At 68.3% G+C, this 18,899-nt stretch carries 16 protein-coding genes; 6 read left to right on the top strand and 10 right to left on the bottom strand.

What is annotated here, in order from left to right; all coding sequences use genetic code 11:
• The first annotated feature begins 17 nt into the window (after positions 1–17).
• The gene (locus tag AB7P10_RS01005; protein WP_428291968.1) at positions 18–983 is read left to right on the top strand and encodes an EamA family transporter; all 966 of its coding nucleotides are present in this window, start codon (positions 18–20) and stop codon (positions 981–983) included.
• A 7-nt stretch (positions 984–990) separates the two neighbouring features.
• Here AB7P10_RS01005 and AB7P10_RS01000 read toward each other — a convergent pair whose 3' ends face one another.
• From AB7P10_RS01000 to dctP, 4 genes are read right to left on the bottom strand one after another with little or no spacing between them, the layout of a single operon-like run.
• A complete protein-coding gene (locus AB7P10_RS01000; RefSeq protein ID WP_428291967.1) occupies positions 991–2,268 on the bottom strand; it encodes a hydroxymethylglutaryl-CoA reductase, degradative in 1,278 nt (425 codons plus the stop codon).
• A gap of 42 nt (positions 2,269–2,310) precedes the next feature.
• Positions 2,311–3,627, bottom strand: a complete 1,317-nt coding sequence (locus AB7P10_RS00995) for a TRAP transporter large permease (protein ID WP_428291966.1) — start codon at positions 3,625–3,627, stop codon at positions 2,311–2,313.
• Positions 3,624–4,160 carry a TRAP transporter small permease subunit gene (locus AB7P10_RS00990; RefSeq protein WP_428291965.1) on the bottom strand — a complete coding sequence of 179 codons (537 nt, stop codon included), beginning with the start codon at positions 4,158–4,160 and terminating at the stop codon, positions 3,624–3,626. Before AB7P10_RS00990 ends, AB7P10_RS00995 begins: the two co-directional genes overlap by 4 nt.
• 55 nt (positions 4,161–4,215) lie before the next feature.
• Positions 4,216–5,262, bottom strand: coding sequence for a TRAP transporter substrate-binding protein DctP (gene dctP / locus AB7P10_RS00985; RefSeq protein ID WP_428291964.1), 1,047 nt, complete (start codon positions 5,260–5,262; stop codon positions 4,216–4,218).
• 186 nt (positions 5,263–5,448) lie between these two features.
• Here dctP and AB7P10_RS00980 point away from each other — a divergent pair, with 186 nt between their 5' ends.
• Positions 5,449–6,852, top strand: coding sequence for a PLP-dependent aminotransferase family protein (locus tag AB7P10_RS00980; RefSeq protein ID WP_428291963.1), 1,404 nt, complete (start codon positions 5,449–5,451; stop codon positions 6,850–6,852).
• Positions 6,853–6,856: 4 nt separating this feature from the next.
• Here the strand turns inward: AB7P10_RS00980 and AB7P10_RS00975 are convergent, their stop codons facing one another.
• From AB7P10_RS00975 to AB7P10_RS00950, 6 genes are read right to left on the bottom strand one after another with little or no spacing between them, the layout of a single operon-like run.
• Positions 6,857–7,561 carry an alpha/beta hydrolase gene (locus tag AB7P10_RS00975; protein ID WP_428292179.1) on the bottom strand — a complete coding sequence of 235 codons (705 nt, stop codon included), beginning with the start codon at positions 7,559–7,561 and terminating at the stop codon, positions 6,857–6,859.
• A gap of 49 nt (positions 7,562–7,610) precedes the next feature.
• Positions 7,611–8,912, bottom strand: a complete 1,302-nt coding sequence (locus tag AB7P10_RS00970; RefSeq protein ID WP_428291962.1) for a TRAP transporter large permease — start codon at positions 8,910–8,912, stop codon at positions 7,611–7,613.
• Positions 8,902–9,405, bottom strand: a complete 504-nt coding sequence (locus AB7P10_RS00965; protein ID WP_428291961.1) for a TRAP transporter small permease — start codon at positions 9,403–9,405, stop codon at positions 8,902–8,904. Before AB7P10_RS00965 ends, AB7P10_RS00970 begins: the two co-directional genes overlap by 11 nt.
• Positions 9,405–10,433: a TRAP transporter substrate-binding protein gene (locus tag AB7P10_RS00960; protein ID WP_428291960.1), complete on the bottom strand. Its 1,029-nt coding sequence runs from the start codon at positions 10,431–10,433 to the stop codon at positions 9,405–9,407. The genes AB7P10_RS00965 and AB7P10_RS00960 overlap by 1 nt, the downstream gene beginning before the upstream one ends.
• 54 nt (positions 10,434–10,487) lie before the next feature.
• On the bottom strand, positions 10,488–12,065 hold the full coding sequence (locus AB7P10_RS00955) for an indolepyruvate oxidoreductase subunit beta family protein (protein WP_428291959.1): 1,578 nt from the start codon (positions 12,063–12,065) through the stop codon (positions 10,488–10,490).
• 7 nt (positions 12,066–12,072) lie between these two features.
• Positions 12,073–14,220: a thiamine pyrophosphate-dependent enzyme gene (locus AB7P10_RS00950; protein ID WP_428291958.1), complete on the bottom strand. Its 2,148-nt coding sequence runs from the start codon at positions 14,218–14,220 to the stop codon at positions 12,073–12,075.
• 110 nt (positions 14,221–14,330) lie between these two features.
• Between AB7P10_RS00950 and AB7P10_RS00945 the strand changes: the two genes are divergently transcribed.
• The 4 genes from AB7P10_RS00945 (at position 14,331) to AB7P10_RS00930 (ending at position 18,899) form a co-directional block, all read left to right on the top strand.
• Positions 14,331–15,263 carry a LysR family transcriptional regulator gene (locus tag AB7P10_RS00945; RefSeq protein ID WP_428291957.1) on the top strand — a complete coding sequence of 311 codons (933 nt, stop codon included), beginning with the start codon at positions 14,331–14,333 and terminating at the stop codon, positions 15,261–15,263.
• A 16-nt stretch (positions 15,264–15,279) separates the two neighbouring features.
• A complete protein-coding gene (locus AB7P10_RS00940) occupies positions 15,280–16,101 on the top strand; it encodes a 2-keto-4-pentenoate hydratase (protein ID WP_428291956.1) in 822 nt (273 codons plus the stop codon).
• A gap of 100 nt (positions 16,102–16,201) precedes the next feature.
• Positions 16,202–17,896 carry an AMP-binding protein gene (locus tag AB7P10_RS00935; RefSeq protein ID WP_428291955.1) on the top strand — a complete coding sequence of 565 codons (1,695 nt, stop codon included), beginning with the start codon at positions 16,202–16,204 and terminating at the stop codon, positions 17,894–17,896.
• Positions 17,897–17,921: 25 nt separating this feature from the next.
• The gene (locus AB7P10_RS00930) at positions 17,922–18,899 is read left to right on the top strand and encodes an NAD-dependent epimerase (protein ID WP_428291954.1); all 978 of its coding nucleotides are present in this window, start codon (positions 17,922–17,924) and stop codon (positions 18,897–18,899) included.

Raw genomic sequence — 18,899 nt, 5'->3', positions numbered from 1 at the left:
CCCAAGCACAACTGAAAATGCCTTCCATTTTCAACCCCAAGGCCCTGGATCGCCAAACGCTGCGCCTGGCCTGCGCCCTGCTGATCGTCTACCTGGTCTGGGGCACGACCTACTTTGCGCTCGGCGTGGCGATGCAGACCCTGCCGCCCGTGCTCATGAACGGCGCGCGTTTCCTGCTCGCGGGCGCGCTCATGCTGGGCATCGCGCGCTGGCAGGGCCAGGCCTGGCCGACCGCTGCACAGTGGCGTGCCAGCGCGCTCATCGGCAGCCTGATGGCCTTTGCCGCGATGGCGCTGGTGGTGCTGGCGCAGAAGCTGGGCATCGGCTCCGGGCTGATGGCCACCGTGGTGACCACCATGCCGATGTGGCTCGCGCTGTGGACACGCTGGGGCGGCGAGCGTGTGCCGCTCACCAGCTGGATCGGTCTGGTGCTGGGCGCGGCGGGCGCGCTGCTGCTCGCGCTGGAAGGCGATTTTTCGACCACGCTGCCAGGCACCCTGTGCGCCTTCGGCGCGCCGCTGGCCTGGAGCCTGGGTTCCTACGCGTCGCGCCGGCTCCCACTGCCGCCGCCGGCCATGGCCTCGAGCGCGCAGTGGCTGCTGGGCGGTCTGCTCGGCATCGCGGTGGCCTGGCTCTGGGAACCGGGCGCGCGCACGGTGGCCTGGCAGCAGGTCTCGCTCGCCTCGCTGCTGGCCTGGTTCTATCTGGTGGTGATGGGCACCATGGTCACGCTCAACGCCTACCTCTGGTTGCTGAAGAACACCTCGGCCGCGCTCGCGGGCAGCTACTCGTTCGTCAACCCGGTGGTGGCGCTGTGCGTGGGAGTGCTGCTGGGCGGCGAGCACCTGACCGGCTGGGTCTTCGTGGCGCTGCCCCTGATCGGGCTGGCGCTGGCGCTGCTGCTGTATGGCAGCGCGGCCGTTCGGCTGGGCCAGTCGCTGTGGCGGCGCTGGCCCGGGCGCCGCCCCGCGGCGATGCGGTAGCCGCGGCTCAGCGCCCGCGCAGGCGGCCGAGCTCGACCTCGGCCACGTCGATGCGCACGGCGCCCTGGGCCACCAGCGCCTGGGCCACGTGGTCGATTTCCTCGCCCAGCGCCCCGGCCATCATGGCGACGTTCTGCGCGTGCAGGGCCATGTGGCCTTTCTGGATGCCTGTGGTGGCCAGGGCCTTCAGGGCCGAAAAGTTCTGCGCCAGGCCGACCGCCGCGATGATGCGGGCGAGTTCCTCGGCTGAGGCCACACCGAGAATCTTCAGCGCCAGCCGTGCCGTGGGATGCACCTTGGTGGCGCCGCCCACCAGGCCCACCGCCATGGGCAACTCGATCGCGCCCGCGAGATCACCGCTGGCGGTGGCTTCCCAGGTGGTGAGGCTGGCGTAGCGCCCGCCGCGCGCGGCATACGCGTGCGCACCGGCCTCCACCGCGCGGGTGTCGTTGCCGGTGGCGAGCACCACCGCACTCACGCCGTTCATGATGCCTTTGTTGTGCGTGGCCGCGCGGTAAGGGTCGGCGTCGGCAAAGTGGTAGGCCGAGAGCATGGCGTCGCGCACCTCGGCGCCGCCGATGGCATCGAGCGGCCACACGCAGCGCGCGCGCGCCAGGCGCTGGTCGGCCAGGTTGGAGAGGATGCGCAGGTTGGTGCGGCCCGAAGTCCATTGCGCGATATGCGGCGCGAGTTTCTCGGCCATGGTGTTGACCGCATTGGCGCCCATGGCATCGCGCGTGTCCACGATGATGTGCGTGATTACCATGGCGCCGCCGCGCGTGTCGATCACGCGCACCTCCAGATCGCGGAAGCCACCTCCGAGCTTCACCAGCACCGGGTCGCAGGCGTCGCACATGGCGCGGATGTCCTCCAGGCGCTCCAGGATGCGGATGCGCGCGTGCTGCGGGTCCGACACGCCGGTGAGCTGGACCTGCGCGATCATGCGCGTGCCCGACATGGAGGTGATGAAGCCGCCCGCGTCGTAGCTCTGGCGCGCGGCGTTGCACACGGCCGCCACCACCGACGATTCTTCGGTGGCCATGGGTACGAGGCGGTCACGGCCATCGATGCGCAGGTTGGTGGCCACGCCCATGGGAATGTTCATGGTGCCGACGAAGTTCTCGATCATGTGGTCGGCGGTCTCGACCGGCAGGTTGCCGGTGTCGCTCAGGTGGACCTGGTCGTCGACCGCGAGTCCGGCGAACCGGGCCACGCGTTCGATGCGCTCGGCCACGCCGAGCTTGTGAAAGCCGCCGATGCGGCTGGAAGGCGATGCGGTGTTCATGGTGCGAACCTTGGAAGAAGCGAAGGAAGACAGGAAAGGCGGTCAGCGCGAAGCCATGAGCTTCGGCAGGAAGGTGACGAGGTCGGGGAAGGCGGCGCAGATCAGCAGGCCCACCAGCTGCAGGATGAAGAAGGGGATGACGCCCTGGTACACCGCGCCCATGCCGATGTGCCTGGGCAGCGTGCCCTTGATGTAGAACAGCGTGTAGCCAAAAGGCGGGCTGATGTAGCCCATCTGGATCGTGATGGCGAACAGCACGCCGAACCAGAGCTCGTCGAAACCGAGCAGGCGCACGATGGGCAGGAACACCGGCACGGTCAGCAGGATGATGCCGAGTTCGTCGAGCACGGTGCCCAGGAACACCAGCAGCAGCATCATGGCGCCCAGCACCCACCAGCGGTTGACCTCCATGCCCTTGATGAATTCGAGCAGCGTGTCCGCGCCGCCCAGGCCGGTGAAGATCGCCACATAGGCCTTGGCCCCCAGCGTGATCCACAGGATCATCGAAGTGGCCTTGAGCGCGTCGATGCCGGCCTCGCGCAGCATGCCCAGGCGCAGCCTACGGCCCAGCAGCGACGGGATCATGGCGCCGGCCACGCCCACGGCCGCAGATTCGGTGGGGGTGGCGATGCCGAAGAAGATCGAGCCCAGGATCATCACAATCAGCATGGCCGGGATCACCAGCGAGCGCAGCGCGCGCAGCTTGGTGCCCAGCGGCACCTGGGCCAGGCTGCGGTCCAGCGGCACCCACTCGGGCTTGAGCCAGCCCACCACCAGCAGGTAGGCGATGTAGAGGCTGGCCAGCAGCAGGCCCGGAATGATGCCGGCGATCAGCATCTGGCCGATGGATATCTGCGCCGTCACCGCGTAAACGATGGTGAGCACAGAAGGCGGAATGAGGATGCCCAGCGTGCCCGAGGCGCAGATGGTGCCCAGCGCCAGCTGCGGCTTGTAGCCGCGGCGCAGCATCTCCGGCAGGGCGAGAATGCCCATGGCCGTCACGGCCGCGCCGACCACGCCGGTCATGGCCGCCATCACCACGCAGATGATCACGGTGCCGATGGCCAGACCGCCGCGCAGCCGGCCGAACCACATCTCCATGGCTTTGTAGAGCGCCTCGATCACGCCCGAGCGCTGAAGGATGCAGGCCATCAGGATGAACAGCGGAATCGCCAGCAGCGACTCCGACTTCATGGTGTCGAAGATCTGCAGCACCAGCACGATCACGGCGCTGGGTTCCCACAACGTGACGATGAACAGCAGCGACAGGCCTCCCAGCACGAAGGCGATGGGCAGGCCGGTGAGCATGAACAGCGTGAGGCTGCCGAACATCAGCAGCAGGATGGTGTTCGGGCTCATGGGTGCGCCGATTCCACTTCGGTCGAAGACAACTCACCATCCGCGCGGTAGAGCACGCGGCAGAACTCCACCAGCGCCTGCAGCAGCATGAGCGCCAGCGCCAGCGGCACCATGGCCTTGGCCGGCCAGATGGGCGGGTTCCAGGCCGAGAAGCTGGTCTCGCGGTATTCCCACGCGCTCCACGCGGCGGGCGCACTGAAATACAGCAGGATGGCGCAGAACAGCATGATCACGGGGAAGTTGACGAGATCCATGCGGCGCTGCCAGGCGGCGTCGAGCCGCTGGCGCACGAGATCCAGGGAGACGTGGCCGCGCAGGTGCAGCAGGTACGGCCCGCCCAGCAGGAAGTACGGACCAAACAGCAGCACCGCGAGCTCCATGCCCCAGACCGTGGGTGCGTTGAACGCGTAGCGCCGCACCACCTCGTACAGCATCACGGGCACCACGATGGCCATGAGCCAGACGGTGAGGTGAAAGATGGCGCGGTTCAGGCGCGTGATGGCCGACGTGGCCACGGACAGCCAGACTGGCATGGCGGATTCCTCGGTGCGCGGAAGAAGGCGCCCCGCTGCGCGGGGCGCGGCTCGGTCAGGCCAGCAGGCCGAGTTCCTTCATGAAGGCGACCTGGCTGTCCAGGATCTTCGTGGCCAGCGCGTCGCCCTTGGTGGCGGCGCGCCAGGCCTCGATGGCCTTGGGGCGCGCGGCGGCGATGTCGGCCGCGCTGAAGCGGATGATCTCGCAGCCCTTGGCCTTGTACTTCGCGAGCACCGACGCGTCGTTGACCAGGATGCGCTGGCGCAGCGCGCCCGAGACCTCGCGCGCCGCGACGGCCAGCGCCGCTTTGAACTCGGCTGGCAGCTTGTCGAACGCGGTGCGGTTGGCCACGTAGGCGGTGGCGGTGGTGGGCTGGTGGAACCCGGGCACGACGACGTACTTGGCCACCTCGGCCAGCCCGGCCTCGAAGTTGGCGGTGAGGTCGCCCCGGTCGGCCATGTCGATCACGCCCTTGTCCAGCGCGGAGTAAACCTCGCCCGTGGGCAGCGGCGTCACGGCCACGCCGAAGGCGCCCATCACCGACGAAGCGAGGCCCACGAAGCGGCCCTTCTTGCCGGCGAGGTCGGCGATCTTGCGCACCGGCACCTTGGAGTGCAGCGGCTCCTGGCCATACACCGTGGGCGCGATGTAGTGCAGGCCGGCCGGCGCATAGGCCTGGCGTGCCAGCTCCAGGCCGCCCTTTTCGTAGAACCAGGCTTCGTACTCGTCGCTTTCTGCAAAGCCGAAGGGGATGGTGCTGGTGAAGGCGAAGGCCGGGATCTTGCCGGCCTCGTAGCCGTCAAAGGTCTTCATCATCTCGAAGGCGCCACCGCGCACGGCGTCGAAGGCCTGTGCGGCGGGCACGATCTGGCCGGCGGCAAACAGGTTGATCTTGAAGCGCCCGCCAGTGAGTTCGGCAACGCGGGCCACGAACTGCTCCTCGAACTTCTGCGGCGTGGTGCCCCCGTCCCACAGCGCCTGCATGCGCCAGGTCACGGTGGACTGGGCGTGGGCCAGCTGCGGCGCGGCAAGGCCCGCGGCGGCGGCCCCGGCGAGGGCGGACTTGAGCATCGCGCGGCGTGGCACGGTCTTATCGGTCATGGCTTGTCTCCATCTGGATTCTGGTTTGTTCATCCCGCCCGGGCGGGTCGCGTGTCTCGCGCGGCGTGGGTGTTGGGCTCCCGCGCCCCGCAAGGCTGCACAAAGTCTATCGACACAACCCACACACAAGGGATACAGTTTGGTGACAGATGAACAAACTGTACCCATAAAAACAAGGAGACAGCCTTGCCTGCCCCACCCGATCCACCCGACCAGCCCTCGCCCGACACCAAGGTCGAAGCCCTGGTCAAGCGCCTGGCCGCCGCCATCGACAACGGCCTGCTGCCCGCGGGCAGCCGCCTGCGTTCGATCCGCGACTGCGCGGAGAAGGAAGCGCTGTCGCGCAACACCGTGGTCGAGGCCTACAACCGCCTGATCGCGCGGGGTTATGCCGAGGCGCGCCCGGGCTCCGGCTACTTCACGCGCAAGGCACCGGGCCAGCGGACGCTGGCTCCCGCCGCGCACCAGAGCGAGGCGGTGGACGTGGTCTCGCTGCTGCGCGAGCAGCTGGAACAGCACTACGAGGTGCGCGTGGGCGACGGCCGCCCGCCACCGTCGTGGATGGAAGGTTCCGAACTCGGCCGCCACCTGCGCGGCGTGCGCGCCACGACCTGGGGCCAGCTCGAACACGGCTACGGCACCCCCTGGGGCTACCTGCCTCTGCGCCAGACCGTGGCCCGCCTGCTGCACGAGCGCGCGATCCAGGCCGAGGTGGGCCAGGTCCTGCTCACGCAGGGCGCCAACCACGCGCTCGACCTGATCGTGCGGCACCTGCTGGAGCCGGGCGACGTGGTGCTGGTGGACTCGCCGGGCTACTACCCGCTGTTCGGCAAGCTCAAACTCGCCAAGGTGGAGATGGTCGGCGTGCCACGCCTGCACGACGGCCCCGACCTGGACGCGCTGCAGCAGCTGGCCGCGGCGCACCGCCCCAAGGTGTTCTTCACGCAATCGCTGGCGCACAACCCCACCGGGGGTTCGATCTCGCTGGCCAAGGCACACCGGCTGTTGCAGCTGGCCACGCAGCATGGCGTGCAGATCGTCGAGGACGACCCGTTTGCCGACCTCATGCCGGCCAGCGCGCCGCGCCTCTCGGCGCTGGACCAGCTCGAACACGTGATCTACGTGAGCAGCTTCTCCAAAACGCTATCGGCCGGCCTGCGCGTGGGCTTCATTGCCGGTCCACAACCGATCATCAACGCCCTGTGCGACCTCAAGATGGTGACCATCGTCTCGACCTCCGACTTCGTCGAGCGCGTGGTCTGCGAACTGATCGTGGGCGGCCAGTACCGCAGGCACCTCACACGGCTGAAGACGCGGCTGGAAGCGGCACAGCGGCAGTCGATCCGCGCGCTCGAACAGGCCGGTCTGCGGCTGATCTGCCCGTACAGCGGCGGCTACTACGCGTGGATCGCGCTACCCGATGGCCAGGGTGAAATCGAACTGGCGCGCCGCGCGGCCGCGCGGGGCATCTTCATTTCACCGGGCGCGGTGTTCTATCCGGACCGCCAGTCCACACAAGCCTCGATGCGCGTCAACGTGGCGTACGCGAACGACGACCGTTTCCTGAGCTTCCTGCAGGCGGGCAATTGAACACTCAGGGCGCGGTCCGGAGCACCGTCAGCAACCACGCCTCAAGGTCGGCCACCTCCTGTGCGCACACGGAGTGCTCCATCGGGTAGCTGTGCCACTCGACGCCGTGGCCCAGCGCCTGCAGCAGGTCGCGCGAAGCGGTGGCGCGGTCGATCGTCACCATCGGGTCGTGCTCACCGTGCGCCAGGAAGATCGGCGTGTCGCGGTTGGCGTCGCCGCGCTCGGCGGCTGTGGTGCCAGCCAGCGGCAGGTAGCCCGACAAACCCACCAGGCCGGCCAGGCGATGCGGCGCGCGCAGGCCGGTCATCAGCGTCATGGCGCAACCCTGCGAGAAGCCCATGAGCACGATGCGCCTGGCAGGAACACCGCGCGCGATCTCGCGCTCGATCAGGCCTTGCACCAGGTCCTGCGACGCACGCAGGCCGGCCTCGTCTTCGGGCCGGGGAACGGCCGGGTTCGTGCTTGGAGGGTGGATGTCGTACCAGGCGCGCATGCGGTAGCCGCCGTTGATCGTGACCGGGCGCACCGGCGCGCTGGGAAAGACGAAGCGCACCGGGCCGATGGCGCCGAGGTCGAGTTCCTGCGCGATGGGCACGAAGTCGCTGCCGTCGGCGCCAAGGCCGTGCAGCACGATGAGGGACGCGGCGGGCGTGGCGGCGGGGTCGGCGCCGGTCACGAGTTCCTGGATCTCGAGCGTGGGTGTGTTCATCATGGGCGGCAGCATAGCGCCCATGGCGCCACACCACCGCCTTCAAAGGCTATTCGATGAAACCCGGCAGCCAGAGCGAGAGCGCGGGAAACGCGCACAGAATGAGCAGGCGCAGCACGTCGGCGGCGATGAAGGGTGCCGTACCCCGGTAGATGTGGCCCAGCGGCAGGTCGCGCGCGATCGAGTTGATGACGAAGACGTTCATGCCCACCGGCGGGCAGATCATGCCGAAGGTCACCGCCATCACCACAATCACGCCGAACCACACGGGATCGAAACCCAGTTGCACCATGGCCGGAAACACGATGGGCACGGTCAGCAGCAGCATGGCCAGTTCGTCCATCACCGCGCCCAGCACGAGGTAGCCCAGCATCACCAGCGCGAGCACGCCGTAGGGCCCGATCGGCAGGCCCACGAGCGTGTCCACCGCGTTCTGCGTGAACTGGGTGATGGTGAGGAAATAGCCAAACAGGTAGGCCCCGACCACGATCATCATGATGGCCGAGGACACGCGCAGCGCGCTGATCAGTGCGGCCTTGATCTCGCGCCAGCGCAGGCGCCCGCGCGCGATGCCGATGAACAGCGTGCCAGTCGCCCCCACGCCCGCCGCTTCCTGGACCGTGAACAGGCCGCCATAGATGCCGCCCAGCACGAACAGGAACAGCACCACCACCGCCCACAACGGCCGCAATGCGGCGAAGCGCTCGCGCCAGTCGTGGCGTTCGCCGCGCGGCATCCAGTCGGGCCGAAGGCGCGCGATCAATGCCACGACGGCCGAATACAGCACCACCGCGAGCAGCCCCGGCACCACGCCGGCGGCAAAGAGCTTGGTGATGTCGACCTCGGTCATGATCCCGTAGAGCACCAGGATCACCGAGGGCGGAATCATGATGCCCAGCGTGCCACCGGCGGCGATCAGCCCGGCCGAGATGCCGGGTTCGTAGCCCGAGCGCCGCATCTCGGGCAGCGCCACCTGCGTCATGGTCGCGGCCGTGGCCACCGACGAGCCGTTGATGGCCGAGAAACCGCCGCAGGCCACCACCGAAGCCAGCGCCAGACCGCCGCGGCGGTGGTGCAACCAGGCCCGGCCGGCCGCGAACAGCTCGGCGCTCATGCCCGAATGCGAGGCGAAGGCTCCCATCAGGATGAACATCGGGATGACGATAAGGTTGTAGTCGGTCAGCACCGAAAGCGGCACGTTGGCCAGCAGGTTCAGGCCCGGTGTGAGACCGGCCAGCGCCGCAAAGCCCGCCACGCCCGCGATGCCCATGGCCGCGCCGATGGGCACGCGCAAGGCCATGAGGCCGAACATGCCGACAAAACCCAGCAGGGCCACCAGATCACGGTCCATGCACGGCCCCTTCGCCATCGGCCTCGCCATGCGCACTGGCCGCGCGCCCCATCGGCAGCAGCACCAGCCGCGCCACGGCCAGCACCGCCGCCACCGTCGCTCCCAGCGCGGCCGCGCTGTAGAACCACTTCAGCGGCAGGCGCAGGTCCATCGTGCCCTGGCTGCCGGTGCCCCCCACCTTGACCCAGACCATCCAGGCCATTGGCACCAGGAACAGCACGGTGACCAGCGTGGCGAAGACGTCGATCACGCGCTTGCCGCGCGCACCGGCCGACTCCCACAACAGGTCCACCGCGATGTGCGTGCCGTACCAGGTGGCCAGCGCGATGCCCCAGAACATCGCGATGCCCAGCAGCATCTGCGTGCCGTCGAACCAGTCGGGAATCTGCCAGCCCAGGGCGTAGCGAATCGCCACGTTGCTGGCCGTCAGCAGCGCAATCAGGAGCAACGTCAGCGCGGCCAGCGTCTCGACGGTCGACAGCAGCCGCTGCATCAGTTGGCCTGTCGCGCGGCCAGTTCCTTGCGCAGGCCGTCGAGTGCGGCCTGTCCGTTCACGCCGGTGGCGCTGGCGGCCTTGACCCATTCGGTGTAAACCGGCTCAACGGCCTTCTTCCAGGCGTCCATCTGCGCAGGCGAGACCTTCACCAGCGTATGGCCGGCGGTCTTCTCGAGTTGCTCGCGACCGCTGTCCTCGTTGTCGCCCCAGTCGGCGCCGACGCGCGCCGCCCAGGCGTTGTTGCAGTGGTCGTCGATCACCTTCTTCTGACCGGCGGCCAGACCGTCGTACCAGGGCTTGTTCATCACCCAGACGAAATCGGACGCGTAGAAGCGCATGTCGGTGTGGTACTTCACCGCCTTGTCGATGCCGAAGGTGATGATGGACTTCCAGGGGAAGGTGATGGCGTCGGCCAGGCCCTTCTGCAGCGCGTCGCGCGACTCGGGCGCCGAGACCTGCACGTTGGTGGCGCCCAGCAGGCTCATGGTCTGGGCCACGGTGCCGTTGGACGAACGGATCTTCATGCCCTTGAGCTGGCCGGGCTCGGTGATCGGTGTCTTGGAGTGGAAGGTGCCGACGTGCACATGGGTGAAGCAGAACTTCACGTCCTTCATTTCGGTGCCGGCGTATTGCCGGTACCACTGGTCCAGCGCGGCCGAGCTGGGGCCGGGCTTGCCCAGCAGGAAGGGCAGTTCGCCCGCGGCAATCAGCGGGAAGCGGCCGGCCTGGTAGCCCGGGTTCACCCAGGTCATCTGCGCGATGCCGTCGCGCGCCATGTCGTAGTGGTCGGCCGCCTTGCCCAGTTGCTGCGCCGGGAAGAGCATCACCTTGATGGAGCCCTTGGACGCCTCCTCGACCGACTTGGCCCAGGGCTCGAAGCCGAGCTTGGCCAGCGGATGGGTGGCGGGCAGCCAGTGCGCGAACTTGAGTTCGACCGGTTTGTCCTGGGCCTGGGCGCCCAGCGCGCCCAGCAGCAGGGTGGCGATCGCCACGGCGCGAAGGGTGGGGGTGATTCGGTGCTTCATGTCTTTGTCTCCTGGTTATTGACGTTGCTCAAGCGAAGTCGCACGACGGGCGGGTCATGCGGCGGGGGTGATCGGTTTGTCGCGCGCGGGCCTGGATGCCCAGAACACCGGCTGCGCGGTGCTCGCGGCAGGCCGGTGCGCCTGGTTGAGCTTGCCCTCGGGGTCGGCCAGTGTGGCACGCAGCGCATCGCTTAGGCCAGTGGCGGCCTGCTGGGCGTCCAGCCCGCCCTCCAGCACGGGTGCGACGTGCACGCTCCACAGCCGCGCGTAGTTCAACCGGCCGCGCGCCTGGGTGTCGCCATAGCCCTTGAGCACCTGCGGCAGACCGGCCAGCGCCAGCGCGAGCGCGGGCGAACGCGGCAGCACCTGGCGCATCGCATCCAGCCACACCGCCAGCGTCTCGTGCTCCTGGGCGTAGCGCAGCGAGCGCGGCCGCAGCGGACGCAGCCAGGCCAGACCGCGCAGCATCAGAAAGCCCCACAGGCTGGTGGAGCGGATGTGCAGGCCCACGTGGGCCTTGCCCATCCAGCCGCGCCGCGTGGCCAGCGCCACCAGCCACTGACCCAGCGCGCGCGGCAGCACCGCCGCTACCTCGTCGATGCCGGGCTTGAAGTGTTCGGTCACGCGCACGATGTCGCCCGGGCGCGCCTGCGCCTCGCTGGCCACGCGCGCATAGCGGCTGCGCCGCGTCTTGAGATCGGCCACGCGGATCACGTCCTCGAAGCACATCCACAGCGCGAGGTGACGCACCGCCTCATCCAGCGCCTCGGCGGCGGCGGGTGGCGCCGCGTCCACGAGACCCTGCACATGGTCCAGGAAGTGGTCGGAGTAAGCGCCGTTCTGGTAGTCACGGCAGCGCAGCGCGCCGTGCGCGGCCAGCAATTGCACGGACGCCGGCCAGGCGTGCAGGCGCGTGGTCCAGGCGCTTTTCTGCGCGTGCGGCACATCGGCTTCGGCCAGCACCTGCAGCGCGTCGCGCGAGACGGCGGGTCCGGGCTGCGACGGCTGCTGCGCCTCGTCGAACGCGGCCGAAAACCCCGCCAGGCTGGCCTGAACGCCCTTGCCGGATGCACGGATCACGTCCTCGCACACGGCGCGTGGCCAGGGCAGCACGCCCGCGCCGGCGAGCGCGCCGAACATCACGGCGGAGATCACGGTTCCCGTCTGCTGGGTGACGGCCTCCATGTCGAACAGCACGGTCTGGCGCGCCAGCGCACGCGCAGCATCCATCAGGCGCTTCGGGTCCTGCCGGCCGTCGGCCATGTGCATCTTCTCCAGCGTGGTGTAGACGCGGTGCGTGGACGCCAGCAGCGTCGTGCGGCCGGTGACGAAGCCGCGCTCGACCATGCGCGCGGCCTCCAGCAACTCGCTGGCCACCACCACATCCACCCGACCGGCCACCGGCGTGAGGCCGAACACCGGCGCGGCGGAGCCCGCGGGCAGCGCCTCGCGCAGCAGCTCGATGTAGTAACTGGTGGCACCGGTGCGCTGCGCCACGCCGGGCACCGAGGTGGCCTGCACCGGCAGACCGTGGCGGCGTGCGCACTGCACCAGCCAGTCGGCCAGCACGCCACCGCCCTCGCCGCCGAGGGCCGCAATCAGGATGCCGCAGGAAGGATTGCTCGTCGTCATGGGGAGATCAGGCGGGTTGCAGGATGCCGATGAAGAAGCGGTTGAAGCGGTCGGTCAGCCGGTCCCACCAGTTCGGGTGGGTGACGATCTCGATCTTGTGGAACGACGGGCAGAGCACCGCCGCATCAGCCACCTCGCCGCACAGGCCGCAGCCCACGCAGCCATTGGTGACGTGCGCCACCGGCTCGCGGCGCAGTGGATCGGCTGCGGGCTTGACAGTGAGCGTGGGACAGCCCGAGAGGCGGATGCAGGAGTGGTCGCCGGTGCAGGTGTCCTCGTCCACGCCATAGCGGGTGCGCACGCTGCGCAGCCCTTCCTTGAGGCGGCGCGCGCGGATCGGCTTGAGGCGGCGCTGGCGCTCCAGCTGGCACTCGCCCTCGGCGATCACCACCTTGAGGCCGGCGAAGGGCGTGTTCACCGCGTCCTTGAGCACCTCGCGCACCTTCGACACGCGGTAGTTGTGCACCGTCCGGATCCACTTCACGCCCATGCCCTTGAGCGTGTTCTCGATCGTCATCTCATCGGCCGTGGCACTCGACCCTTCAGCGACGCGCTTGGCCTCGGACGCCGGCGTGGACATGGTCTCCTGCGTGCCCGTGGCCGAGGTGTAGCCGTTCTTCATGATCACGAGCACGCCGTCGCCCTGGTTGAGCAGCGTGGAGCTCACGCCCGAGAGCAGGCCGTTGTGCCAGAAACCGCCGTCGCCCATGATGGCGATCGGGCGCTTTTCCGAGAAGTTCTTCACCGCCGCACTGGACGCCATGCTCATGCCGTAGCCGAGGATGGAGTTGCCAAACGAAAACGGTTCGAAGGTGGCGAACGAGTGGCAGCCGATGTCGGTGGAGATGTGCAGCTTGCCCACCTCGCGCTCGACCAGCTTGAGCGCGGCGAACACCGGGCGCTCGGGGCAGCCGGTGCAGAAATTGGGCGGGCGCGCGGGCACACCGCCGCCGAGTTCGGTCAGTGCGCGCTGGCGCACCTCGGCGAGTTCGCGGTCGAACGCCTGCGCGGCCGAGGTGTCGAGCGCCGGCAGGTGCTCGCCGACAAAGGCGGCAAGGCCCTTGAGCAGGATCTCGGCGGTGTACTCGCCCCCCATGGGCAGCAGGTCCTTGCCGTGCAGGCGGGTCTGCAAGTCGGCGCGGCGCAGCTGCGTGGCGATGTCCTGCTCGATGAACTCGGGCTGACCTTCCTCGATCACCAGCACGGCGCGCCGGCCGGCGCAGAAACCGGTGATCTGCTCCGGCACCAGCGGGTAGACCACGTTGAGCACCAGCATCGGGATGTCGCTGCGGCCCGTGTCATCGGCCAGGCCAGCCTGTTGCAGGGCACGGATGGTGGTGTTGTACAGGCCGCCCTGCACGATCAGGCCGACTTCGGCATGGCGACCGTCAAAGCGCTCGTTCAAACCGGCGTCTTCGATGAAGCGCCGCGCCGCCGGCATGCGCACCTCGTACTTGTGCTTCTCGTGCCGGAAGGTGGACGGCGGGTGCGCGAGACGGTCGTAGCTGAAGGACGCGGCCTCCTGCTGCAGCGCGCGGCTGGAAATGGCGGGCGCAATGTTGTCGCTGGCAACGAAGCTGCCCTGCACATGGCAGGCGCGGATGCGCAGCTCCATCATCACCGGCGTGTTCGAGGCTTCGGACAGCTCGAAGGCCTTCTGCGTCATGCGCACGATGGTCGGCAGGTCGGGCCGGGGGTCCATCAGCCACAGGGCCGACTTCATGGCGAAGGCGTGCGTGCGCTCCTGGATCACGCTGGCACCCTCGCCGTAGTCTTCGCCCACGACGATCAGGGCACCGCCCATCACGCCGGGCGAGGCCAGGTTGGACAGCGCGTCGGACGCCACGTTGGTACCGACCACCGACTTCCAGGTGACCGCTCCGCGCACCGGATACATGATGGATGCGGCCAGCATCGCGGCGGCCGAGCTCTCGTTGGTGCAGGCTTCCACGTGCACGCCGAGTTCGTCCATGTAGGGCTTGGCCTGCACCATCACGTCGAGCAGGTGCGAGATCGGCGAACCCTGGTAGCCCCCCACATAGGTAACGCCGGACTGCAGCAAGGCCTTGGTCACGGCCAGGATGCCCTCGCCATGGAAGGTCTCGCCCGCGCCGAGCTTCAGCGCTTCAATCTCGCTGTGGAATGAACGTTCCAATCGTGGGTCTCCTGTCGTTGTGCCAGCAATGTAGGCCGCGCCAAGCCATATGACCAATGGATTGATCAGATGTGGGACATTCACAGGATGGATAATCCGGGTGAACCCTTATGAACTTCCGACAGCTCGACCTCAACCTGCTGCGCGTGCTCGCCGCCATCCACCGCACTGGCTCGGTGACCGCCGCCGGCAAGGCGCTGGCGCTCTCGCAGCCCGCGACCAGCAATGCGCTGTCGCGCCTGCGCGACCACTTCCGGGACGACCTGTTCGTGCGCTCGCCCAGCGGGCTCAAGCCGACCCGCCTGTGCGAGCGCATCGCCCCGGAGGTGCAGGCACAGCTGCAGTTGCTTGAAGCCACGCTGACCGAGCGCGACGACTTCGACCCCGGGCACAGCGACATGCGCTGGCGCACCTCGCTGTCCGACCTGGGCGAAATGATGTTCCTGCCGCCGCTGGCGCTGGCGTTGCGCAAGCAGGCACCGCGTGCGCACCTGACCAACGTCTCGGTCGCGGCCGACGACGTGCCCGCCGCGCTGGAGTCGCGCGAGATCGATTTCGCCATCGGCATCCTGCAGCCGCGCCACCGCGGCGTGCGCGCTGACCTGCTGTTTCGCGAACACTATGTGGCCATGACATCGTCCCGCTGGCGCCCTGCGAACGGCAAGGCGGGGCGCTCGCTGAGCGCGCGCCAGCTCGCCGAAGCTGCCCTGGTGGTGGCCTCGCCCACCGCCACCTTCCATGGCAGCGTGGAACAGATGCTGGTGCGCATGAAGCTCTCCGACCGCATCGTGCTGCGCGCGCGGCACTTCGGCGCCCTGCCCGAACTCGCGCTCAACACCGACCTGCTGACCATCGTGCCGCAGATGTACGCGGCCAATGTGTGCGAACGGCTGGACATGCGGGTGTGGGAACTGCCGCGCACGGTCTCACCCAACTACGACGTGCGCCTGGTCTGGCACGCGAGCACGGCGCAGGACCCGGCGCACCAGTGGATCCGGGGCCAGGTGCACCGCCTGTTCGGCCGCGTGCGGGCCACGCCATGAACCTATGATGGCGCGCATGAGCTCCGCACACCCCGCCCTCGCGCCACAGGACCTGCTCGACCACCTGGACCAGGGCCGGCTCTGGAAGGCCCCGCTCACCAGCGACCCGGCGTTCGACATGGCCACCGCCTACCAGCACGCGCTCGCGGTGCGGCAGCTGCGCATCGCGCGTGGGGAAGTTCCGCGCGGCTACAAGGTCGGCTTCACCAACCGCACCATCTGGCCGCGCTACAACGTGTTCGCGCCGATATGGGGCACGGTGTGGGACACGACGCTCACCCAGTGCGACGAAGAGGGCACGCTGTCGCTGGCCTGCACCTGCCAGCCCCGGCTGGAGCCCGAGATCGTGTTCGGCATGAAGGCCACGCCCGCGCCCGATGCCACGTTGCAACAACTGTTCGAAGCCATCGACTGGGTTGCGGCGGGCTTCGAGATCGTGCAGTCGCACCTGCCGGACTGGAAGTTCCAGCCCGCCGACACCGTGGCCGACGGTGGGCTGCACGCCAGGCTGCTGGTGGGTCGGCGCGTGCCCCTGCGCGAACTGGCCGGCAACGCGGACGCGCTCGACACGCTGCTCGCCAACGCCCAGGCCACGCTGATGAAGAGTGAAGAACTGGTGGACCAGGGCCCGGGCAGCAACGTGCTCGACAGCCCGCTGCGTGCGCTGAAGCACTTCGTCGACACGCTGCGCGCCTGTCCCGGCGCCCCCGATCTGCTGGCTGGAGACGTGGTCACCACCGGCACCTGGACCGATGCCTGGCCCGTGGCGCCGGGCGAACGCTGGGCAGTTCGCTTCACCTCGCCGCTGCCAGGCATCGCCGTCAGCTTCACCGGTTGAACGGCGCAGGGCGGTGCCTGCGCGAACAGGTGAAACCCTCTAAACAGGCCGCACAGGCCTTGGTAGATTCGTCCGTCGAACATACAACGGAGACAACCCGATGACCCAAGTCGCGCCCGAACTGCTGGCCCTGCAACGCCTCTACCACTGGGAAAAGACGGCCCCGAACCGCGTGGCCCTGACGCAGCCCATGGGCGGTGGCGCCGTGCAGGACTTTACCTGGGGCCAGATCGGCGACCAGGTGCGGCGCATGGCCGCGCACTTGCAGTCGCAGGGCTGGGAGCCGGGGTCCAAGGTCGCGATCCTGTCGAAGAATTGCGCCTGGTGGATGATGAGCGACCTGGCCATCTGGATGGCCGGTCATGTCTCGGTGCCGCTGTACCCCACGCTCGCCGCGGAGACCGTGCGCCAGATCCTCACGCACAGCGAGGCGAAGGCCTGCTTCGTGGGCAAGCTGGACGGCTGGGAAGGCATGAAACCCGGTGTGCCGGCCGGCATGCCCTGCATCAGCTACCCGCTGTCACCGCTGGACGCGATCCAGGCCTACGAAGGCTGGGACGCCATTTGCGGCCGCCACCAGCCGCTGCAAGGCGAACCGCTGCGCGCGGCGGACGAACTTGCCACGCTGATCTACACCTCCGGCACCACCGGTATGCCCAAGGGCGTGATGCACAGCTTCGGCAACTTCGCCTGGGCGCTGGACTCGGGCCTCAAGCGCATCCCGATGTCGGGCGAGGACCGCATGCTGTCCTACCTGCCCCTGGCCCACGTGGTCGAGCGCATGCTGGTCGAGCACGGCTGGCTGCGCACCGGCATGCATGTGTTCTTCGCCGAGTCGCTCGACACTTTCGCCGCCGACCTGCAGCGCGCGCGGCCCACCATTTTCTTCTCGGTGCCGCGCCTGTGGGTCAAGTTCCAGCAGGGCGTGCACCACAAGATGCCGCCGGCCAAGCTCGATCGCCTGCTGGGCATTCCCATCCTGGGCGGCATCGTGCGCAAGAAGGTGATGAAGGCGCTCGGCCTGGACCAGTGCAAGTTCGCCGCCGGCGGCGCCGCGCCCATGCCGGTGGCCCTGCTGCAGTGGTACAGCCGGCTCGGCCTGCACATCAACGAAGGCTACGGCATGACCGAGAACCTGGCGCTCTCGCACATCACCGAACCCGGCAAGAACCAGCAGGGCACGGTGGGGCCGGTCTACGCCGGCGTGCAGCACCGCATCGATCCGGAAACCGGCGAGGTGCAGATGCGCAGCCAGGCGCTGATGCAGGGCTACTACAAGGAGCCGGAGAAAAGCCGCGAGTGCTTCACCGAGGACGGCTGGCTCAAGACCGGCGACAAGGGTTCGATCGACAAGGAGGGGCTGCTGCGCATCACCGGCCGCGTGAAAGACCTGTTCAAGACCGGCAAGGGCAAGTACGTCGCGCCCGCCCCGATCGAGGACAAGCTGGTGATGCACGAGGCGGTGGAGGCTTGCGTGGTGACCGGCGCCAACCTCGGCCAGCCGCTGGGCATCGTGATGCTCAATGCCGACACGGTCGCGCGGATCGAGGCCGATGCCGCCGCACGCAACGAACTTGAGGCCTCCCTGGCCGTGCACCTCAAGGGCATCAACGCCACGCTCGATCCGCACGAGCAGCTGCAGTGCATCGTGGTGGTCACCACCGCCTGGACGGTGGACAACGACATCATCACACCGACTTTCAAGGTCAAGCGCAACCGCATCGAAGACCTGTACGCGCGCCACTACGAGGCATGGGAATCGTCCGGAAAAAAGGTGATCTGGCAGGGGAGCTGAGGAAGCCGGCGGCTACCATACCGCCATGCACATCCTCCTCACCGGCGCGGCCGGCTTCATCGGCATGCACACGGCCCAACGCCTGCTGGCGCGCGGCGACACGGTGCTGGGCATCGACAACCTGAACGACTACTACGACGTCGCGCTCAAGCAGGCGCGGCTGGCGCCGCTGCGGCAGCACAAGAGCTTCGCGTTCGAGCAGCTGGACGTGGCGGATCGAGGGGCCATGGCGAAGCTGTTCAGCGGTCACCGCTTTGACGCCGTGGTGCACCTCGCCGCGCAAGCCGGTGTGCGCTATTCCATCTCGCACCCCAACGCCTACCTCGACAGCAACCTCGCCGGCTTCGGCCATATTCTTGAAGGCTGCCGCGCATGCAAGCCCGCCCACCTGGTCTACGCCTCCAGCTCCAGCGTGTACGGGGGCAACACCAAGATGCCGTTCGAAGAGGCTGACGCGGTGGACCATCCGGTGAGTCTGTACGCGGCGACCAAGAAAGCCAACGAGCTGATGGCCCACACCTACAGCCACCTCTACGGCCTGCCGACCACCGGCCTGCGTTTCTTCACCGTGTACGGGCCCTGGGGCCGGCCCGACATGGCCTACTTCAGCTTCACCCGCGCCGTGCTCCAGGGCCGACCGATCCAGGTGTTCAACCACGGGCAGATGAAGCGCGATTTCACCTACATCGACGACATCGTCGAAGGCGTGCTGCGCGTGCTCGACAAGCCCGCCACGCCCGAATCAGCGGGTGCGGCGCCGTACCGGATTTTCAACATCGGCAACCACGACCCGGTGCCATTGATGGACTTCATCGGCTGCATCGAGCAGGCGCTGGGCCGCGAAGCGATCAAGGAGTTGCTGCCCATGCAGGACGGTGACGTGCCCGCCACCTACGCCAGCACCGAAGCGCTGCAGCGCTGGGTGGGTTTTGCCCCGTCCACGCCGCTGCGGGACGGCATCGAGCGCTTCGCGCGCTGGTACCGCGAGTACCACCAGGTCTGA

The organism is Hydrogenophaga sp., from assembly GCF_050182545.1.
Lineage (GTDB): Bacteria > Pseudomonadota > Gammaproteobacteria > Burkholderiales > Burkholderiaceae_C > Hydrogenophaga.
This window is presented reverse-complemented; position numbering and strand designations above follow the sequence as displayed.